General features: G+C 36.1%; 4 protein-coding genes. 1 reads left to right on the top strand and 3 read right to left on the bottom strand.

Annotation, left to right across the window (positions count from 1 at the left end; all coding sequences use genetic code 11):
- The first annotated feature begins 473 nt into the window (after positions 1-473).
- Positions 474-3,341, top strand: coding sequence for a pitrilysin family protein (locus LC457_RS19095; RefSeq protein WP_223601279.1), 2,868 nt, complete (start codon positions 474-476; stop codon positions 3,339-3,341).
- Positions 3,342-3,447: 106 nt separating this feature from the next.
- On the opposite strand, the gene LC457_RS19090 is transcribed toward LC457_RS19095, so the two are convergent.
- The 3 genes from LC457_RS19090 to LC457_RS19080 form a co-directional block, all read right to left on the bottom strand.
- The gene (locus LC457_RS19090; RefSeq protein WP_223601278.1) at positions 3,448-4,524 is read right to left on the bottom strand and encodes a GNAT family N-acetyltransferase; all 1,077 of its coding nucleotides are present in this window, start codon (positions 4,522-4,524) and stop codon (positions 3,448-3,450) included.
- Positions 4,521-5,519, bottom strand: a complete 999-nt coding sequence (locus LC457_RS19085) for a polysaccharide deacetylase family protein (protein ID WP_223601277.1) — start codon at positions 5,517-5,519, stop codon at positions 4,521-4,523. The genes LC457_RS19090 and LC457_RS19085 overlap by 4 nt, the downstream gene beginning before the upstream one ends.
- Before the next feature lie 72 nt (positions 5,520-5,591).
- A complete protein-coding gene (locus LC457_RS19080; RefSeq protein WP_223601276.1) occupies positions 5,592-7,730 on the bottom strand; it encodes a S46 family peptidase in 2,139 nt (712 codons plus the stop codon).
- Between the last annotated feature and the right edge of the window lie 149 nt (positions 7,731-7,879).

Below are 7,879 nucleotides of genomic sequence, written 5' to 3'. Positions count from 1 at the left end.
TCCTTTTCTACATAGAAACCTGAAACCCGAAACATAATAACCCGAACAACTGTATCCTTCTACCCCGAAACTCATCATTCATAATTCATAACTTATAATTCATCATTCGTCTTCCTAGCCCTGATAGAAATGGTTACCCCGCAGCATATGTAGGAGAGCAGATGGGTGTGAGCGTTGGAAAGCATCCGTGCGAGGAGTATGAATGGATAGCAGGATGAAGCTTCTGAAAAGATTGTATATATAATAATGAATAGTAAAGGTTATATCTATATATAGTAATGAAAGATATTAAATAAAAAAAGAAATTACTGGCAGTATCCTTTGTTTCCTTTCTATAATGGGCTTTTCATTCTTATGATTTACCTTTTCAACTATCACCATAGATGTAATAGTGATAAAAAGCGGTCAACATTTTTTTTGATTTCATACATTTGTAGTGCATTCCGGATTCTAAGGAGTGAAATGAGTTTTATATGACAGACAGAAAATATAAGGAAACGGTTCATACTGATAAAAACCAATACGAATATATTACAATAACACACGACGAAAATAACGTCAGAATCTATACTTTGAAAAATGGGCTGAAAGTTTTTCTTGCTCAAAATTTCGATGCTCCGAGGATACAGACTTTTATTCCTGTAAGAACCGGAAGCAATAATGATCCGGCTGATAATACGGGACTGGCTCATTATCTTGAGCATATGATGTTTAAAGGGACTTCTCACATCGGGACTCAAAACTGGGAAAAGGAAAAAGAACTTCTGGACCAGATTTCAGCTTTGTATGAAGAGCATAAAGCAGAACAGGATCCTGAAAAGAAAAAGGAGATCTATAAAAAGATCGATGAAGTTTCTCAGGAAGCCAGCCAATACGCTATTGCCAATGAATATGACAAAGCCATTTCTTCTTTGGGAGCTACCGGAACGAATGCGCATACCTGGTTTGATGAAACAGTATATAAAAACAATATTCCGAACAACGAGCTTGAAAAGTGGCTGAAAATAGAAAAGGAGAGATTTTCTGAGATTGTACTTCGTCTTTTTCATACGGAACTGGAATCTGTATATGAAGAGTTCAACAGAGCTCAGGATAATGACACAAGGCTGGTAAGCTATGAACTGATGGATGCTCTTTTCCCTACTCACCCTAACGGCCAACAGACAACGCTGGGAAGACCAGAGCATTTGAAAAACCCTTCTATGAAGGCTATTCACAAATATTTTGATGAATATTATGTTCCTAATAACTATGCAATGGTGCTGGTTGGTGATCTTGATTTTGAAGAGACTATTCAATTAGTTGATCAATATTTTGGCACTTTGCCTTATAAAGAGCTTCCGAAAAAGACACCGATTATTGAACAACCTATTACAGAGATTGTCACAAGAACGGTGAAAAGCCCTACTACTCCACGCACTCAGCTGGCATGGAGAACGGAAAGCTATGGAACAAGAAATGCCATGCTTGCAGATGTTGTTGCGAATATCCTCAGCAACAGAGGCGAGGCAGGATTATTGGATTTACATATCAATCAGACTCAAAAAATGCTTTGGGCTCAGTCATTTTCTGTAGGGTTAAGACAATATGGATATTTTTCTATTGTAGCTGTACCTAAAGAAAATCAAACTCTGGAAGAAGCAAAGAACATGGTTCTGGAGGAAATTGAACTGATAAAGAAAGGTGATTTCCCTGACTGGATGCTGCCGGCAATCATCAATGATTTCAAAATTCAGAGAATGAAAGGCCTTGAAACAGCCGAAGGGCTTGCTACGACTCTGTATGATTCTTATATAAAAGGGAGAACATGGGAGCAGGAACTGAATGAGATGGATGAGTATGCTGCTTTTACGAAGGAAGATGTAGTAAATTTTGCCAAGGATTTTTTCAAAGAAAATTATGTTGTTGTCAATAAAGAAAAAGGGGTCAATGACCTGTTGATCAGAGTTGAAAACCCAGGTATTACGCCTGTTAAAATCAACAGGGATACTCAGTCTGATTTTTTAAGAGAGATTTTAATGGATAAGACAGAGGATATTAAGCCTGAATTTATCGACTATCAGAAAGAGATTGCCACTGATCAGCTTAACGGAAAGAAATTAAGTTTCGTCAAGAATAAGTATAATGATATTGCACAGCTGCATTTCATTTTTCCTTTTGGAAGTGACAATGACAGAGATTTAGGAATTTCCACTCAACTGCTGCAATATCTGGGTACGGATATTCTTTCACCTGAGGATTTAAAAAAGGAGTTTTTTAAAATTGGGATCAGCAATGATTTCAAAACCACGAATAACCAATTGATTATCTCTCTAAGTGGACTGGAAGAAAATATAGAAAAGGGAATTGCTCTTCTGCAACACTGGATGCATGATGTAAAGCCAAACCAGGAAATCTACAATCAGTTTGTGGGAACTGTACTGGAAAACAGAGAGGCTATCAAGAAGGATAAAAACCGTATTATGACAGCGCTAACCAATTATACCAAATTGGGCGTTCACTCACGTTTTACAGATGTTATTTCCAAAGAGGAACTTGAAGGCAGCAATTCTGAAGTATTCATTGACAGAATGAAAAAGCTTTTCAAATATCCATATCAGGTATTCTTCTATGGTAAAAACTTTGAGAATTTCAAGGGATATATTGGTCAGTATATAGAAACTGAAAGTCTTCAGATTCCGGAAGCGAAGCAATATCCAGAGCCTGCCACCGGAGGAAATGTAAATTTCATCAATTATGATATGGTTCAGATGGAAATGAGCAAGATTGGAAAGGGAAATCTTGTGAATCCGCTTCATTTTGGAAAGATCAATGTATTTAATGAATATTTTGGACGGGGATTATCTTCAATTGTTTTCCAGGAGATGCGTGAAAGTAAGAGTCTTGCTTATTCTGCCTATGTTTCTTATGCAGCCAACTCTGAACTTAACCATCCTGATTATGTAACAACTTATATCGGAACTCAGCCTGACAAACTTATGATCGCTGTAGATACTCTGAATGAACTGATGAATGAACTTCCTGAAGTGCCTATTCAGTTTGAGAACGCCAGAAATGCCGCACTGAAACAGATTGCCTCAACAAGGGTTACCCGAAATAATATATTTTTCAACACCTTAAGATTGAAGAAACTGAATATTCATCATGATTTCAGGAAAGATATTTACAAGCAGATTCAGGATCTGAAATTTGAAGATATCAGACATTTTTATCAGACAGAAGTGAAATCCATAGATTTTAATACAGCTATTATCGGTAAAAAAGAAAATCTGAATATGGAAGCCGTCAATAAAATGGGAACATTTAAAGAAGTAAGTCTGAAAGATATTTTCGGACATTAAAAAACAAACCGCCTGATAGCACTATCGGGCGGTTTGTTTTTTTAAATGATGAATGATAATTGATCAGTGATAATTCATAATTCATCATTTATAATTTATAATTTTATTACGTCATCATACAATCCCCGTCCCCATCCTGATAGTTGGGATTAAAATTATCGGGAAGCAACTCCAGCAGCTGTTGATGAAACAAATATTCTCTTTTAAAATCACGGTTATAGATATGGGAAAATGCTTTTGATTCCTGTATTGCCTTGTTCAGTCTGGTCTGGTAACTGGTAAAGCCTTTCACTTTATTGATAACGATGAAGTAATTTAAAAACTGAACTACCTCAGCTAAATCAGCGGTTGAAAAAAGGTAGGGTATTTTAAGGTATCCGTCGCGGAGCTGTAATAGTAAGCAAGCTTTGAGCTGATTATTCTGATCGAAAATCTTAATCCAAAAATATTTAAATGTACCCGCAAAGCTTGAAAAGAGATATTTCTCGTCTTTTTTACCTTCCAAAACCCATGGATAGTCTATAAAAGTATTGATTTCACCTGCATTGCGTACCCCGGAAAATTCAGTCATAAAATCAGCACTTTCTTTGTCAATACGAGGAAGAACTTCATATTTGAAATCCGGTTTCTGTACTGGTAAATTTTTTATTGAGATGAATACATTGGCAGCAGCATCCAAAGTCTGAAAAAGCGGCTTCAATGGTTGTGTTCCCGTTTTTTTTTCAGGAATCATTTTAGCGGCATCGGTTCTAAAATAATACCTCTTCCCCTTTTTAGGAAAGACATATTCAAAAATACCCATGATATTGTAAAGTGCTTCTGCTTCTTTGGTAAATTCTGTAATGGCAATTCTGCCTTCGTATTCTTCAAAAACTTTTTTGAGCAATGCCTTTGCAGGTCTTTTTTTCCGGTATTCAGGGTTTGCATACAAAGTGCTCAGCCACGCATAACGGATTTCTTTTCCATCAATGACGAAATAATCCGGGAAACATCCTACATAACCAATCAGTTTTTCTTCAGAGAAAGCCAGAATAAGAAGGGTATCTTCCTCCGATGCTTTAGGATTCCGAATATGTGATAATGCTCGATGTTTCGTAACAGGAAGAAAATCATACTGCAAAAATGCTCCGGATGATATAAAATCTTCCAGTTCTTTTCTGTTGAATGTTTTCAGCGTTATCATTTTCTCAGGATCGTATTTTTATTAATCAGCCTTTTCAGTTTGAAATATGCCATTTCTTTTTTCAGTATCTGCTCTCCGCTCTCTCCCATTTCCATTGGAATTCTTTGAAAATTTTTCTTCACACTATCCAGCTTTATCCCTGCACAGCCAAAACTGCAGTAGATTTCTTCATTTTTAAAAAGCTCATCAAAAAAATCTTTTTGAACTTCAAAATCAGTAAACGGAAATGCAAAACTTTCATAGAGGAAACCATTTTCTTTCAAATAAGCAAAAGTTTTATCTGTAGTTTCCATCTGTTCTTTCAAAGATAAGTCTCCGTATTTCGGGTGGTCCCAGCTGTGCGAAGAGATTCCGAAACCTTTTCTGGTAAGTTCTTTTAACTCTTCTGTACTTAAATAGGGTTTGAATTCTTTTGAATAGGCATTAAAATCCACTTCAAGCTTTTCAGCAAGCCAGTCCAAAGTATCTTTTTCCTGATAATTTATTGCTAAAATTTTCTTTTGTAAGAAGTGTCTGTCCACATTTTTAAGCGATAAAACAAAATAAATTTCCGGATCTATCGTTTTATTTCTCTCGACTGCATCTACAAGAAGGCTGGCCTTACATCTGAACATCATATCTTTATTGTCAATGAAAGCTGGATTTACAAAATTGCAGGCATAGATTCCCTTTCGTTCCAAAATAGGAGCCGCAACATCATAAAATTCTCTGAAACCATCATCAAAAGTTAATAAAGCAATCTTTTTCTTAGGTTTAAAATTTCCGGATGTAAATTCTTTAAACTCCTGCCAGTCCACAAACTGAAAATTCTTTGCAAGATGATCGAGATCTTCTTCAAACTGTTTTGTATTCTTATAACGGATCACATGTTTTATATGGGGAAGCTCTCTGTCTGAAACACTGTGATAAAGCGGCAAACAGTAATCCAGCGGAAAAGATTTCCCGATATTATCAGATTCAAAAGCGGCTAAAACATTGATGATTCTGTCTTTCATCTTATCTAAAATAAAAAAGAATCTATTCAAAACTCAGTTCAAATAGATTCTTAAAGGTATAACTTTTAAAAATTATTTTATAATTTTCATTTCATCAACAAGCCACTTTGAGTCAGCGAACTTTTCAATGATGAAAAGGATATATTTTGTATCTACCATGATGTTTCTGCTGAAACGTGGATCATAGTTGATATCACTCATTGTTCCTTCCCACTGTCTGTCGAAATTCAATCCTACAAGATTTCCGTTGGCATCAAGAGCAGGGCTTCCTGAGTTTCCTCCGGTTGTGTGGTTCGTTGCAGTGAATCCTACAGGAACGTCACCTGTTTTATCTTTATAGTTACCAAAATCTTTCTTGTTGTAAAGGTCAATCAGTTTCTTTGGAACATCAAATTCGTAATCTCCAGGAACATATTTTTCCATTACTCCTGCAAGGTGAGTCTGGTATCCGTAAGAAACTGCATCTCTAGGTGTAGATCCTTTTACTTTACCATACGTCACACGAAGCGTTGAGTTAGCATCCGGGAAGAATTTTCTGTCTTTATCCGTCTGCATCTGCTGTGCCATGAACTTTTTCTGTAAAGCATCAATTTTTGCCTGCATTGAAGTATACTGTGGATCTGCAGTTTTCATATACGTTTCTTTCATAGAAACATACAACTGATAAATAGGATCTTTCTTTAAAGTCTTGATCAGTTTATCCTGGTTAGAAAACGCTTTATCAATATCTGTAGTCAATGTTCCCCCATTCACAGCAGCTCTTCCTGTGATGATCGAATTTTTAGACATATCTTCTATTACAGGAATATTCGGGCTTTCATCTTTATATTTGCTGAAACCAGCCGGTAAAAACTGGGGTGCTGTTTTATTAGCATATAAAGCCAATAGTTTTGCCGTTACTTTAGCATCAAGCTCTGCACTGTAATCTTTGTAGAAAGAGGTTAATTTTGTTTTTAACTTTGTAAGTTCCTTTTCATCCATTCTTCCAGCTTCTACAGAAGCTACAAAATCATAATAATCACCAGCAAGCTTTAATGTTTCTGCATTTTTTACGACTTCCGTGAAATAAGCATTGTTTAAAGCATAAGGAGCCTGATCATTGTACAGTTTATTCAACTGATCCAATGTATTTTTGATCTCCGGATTTTTAGCGACCAAAGAACCTTCGTACATTACTTTCTTCTCCACAGCATTGGATTTTTTCAATCCTTCTACTTCACCGATCCATTTTTTCCAGTAGTTCGCTACAGAAGCGTATTTTGAAGCGTATTTGATACGTGTTTCATTATCAACACGCATTTTTTCGTCCAATGTTTTTAAGGCAACATCACGTACAGCAATTCTTGCAGGATCAATATCCTTCATGATTTTCTCTACGCCAACTGCAGGAAGATATTCTGTAGTTTTTCCCGGGAATCCGAATACAAAAGTAAAATCGTTTTCGTTTTTATCTTTTATAGAAACCGGTAAGTAGTGTTTTGGAACGTAAGGTACGTTGTCTTTTGAATATTCTGCAGGTCTGTTGTTTTTGTCTGCATAAATTCTGAACATAGAGAAATCTCCGGTATGTCTAGGCCAAACCCAGTTGTCTGTATCACTTCCGAATTTCCCGATGCTTTGAGGCGGAGCTCCTACAAGACGGATATCTTTATAAGTTTCGATGGTGTAAGCATAGTATTTGTTTCCATAATACATTGGCTTTACCATGATCGATTGGTAAGATTCAATTTTCTGAGAGTTTTTATAAACCTCAATATTATTGTTGATCCTTTTGGTAAGTTCCGGTTCCGTCAGGTTGTCTGTGCCTTCCAAAATCTGATCAGTAACTTCTTTTATATCTACAATAAAGTCTACTTTTACGCCTGGATTAGGAAGTTCTCCCTGTGTATTTTTTGCCCAGAATCCGTTTGAAAGAAGGTCATTCTGAACGGTAGAATGCGCCTGAATCTGACCGAAACCACAGTGGTGATTGGTTAAAAGCAGTCCTTTAGGCGAAATAATCTCTGCAGTACATCCGCCGTTAAACTGTACTACTGCATCCTTTATGCTTGGTTTCTGAGGGTTGAAAATATCTTTTGCAGAAATCTTCATTCCCAAATCCTTCATTTCCTTTTCATTCAGCTCAGTAGGAATCCACATTCCTCCATATTGTTGTGCAAATGCCATTGCAGCTGGCAAAAGAAATACAGATAAAAGTATCTTTTTTGTCATAATCAAAATTTTGCCCGAATTTACAAAGAAAAATAAGAATAGACCTTATAAAACAAACGGAAAAGTTGTTAAGAGTAGGTTTTTGTAAAATGTAAAGAATAAAATGTATTAATGAAGAGAAAGCAGAAAATTCATTTAATGATCTATAA

Origin of the sequence: Chryseobacterium sp. GVT01B (genome assembly GCF_019970045.1) — a bacterium.
Lineage (GTDB): Bacteria > Bacteroidota > Bacteroidia > Flavobacteriales > Weeksellaceae > Chryseobacterium.
Note: the sequence above shows the minus strand (reverse complement) of the source record. Positions and strands in the feature narration are given on the sequence as shown.

Coding starts and splice junctions, on each gene's coding strand:
- LC457_RS19080 (WP_223601276.1), bottom strand. CDS start 7,730: ATGACAAAAAAGATACTTTTATCTGTATTTCTTTTGCCAGCTGCAATG.
- LC457_RS19085 (WP_223601277.1), bottom strand. CDS start 5,519: ATGAAAGACAGAATCATCAATGTTTTAGCCGCTTTTGAATCTGATAAT.
- LC457_RS19090 (WP_223601278.1), bottom strand. CDS start 4,524: ATGATAACGCTGAAAACATTCAACAGAAAAGAACTGGAAGATTTTATA.
- LC457_RS19095 (WP_223601279.1), top strand. CDS start 474: ATGACAGACAGAAAATATAAGGAAACGGTTCATACTGATAAAAACCAA.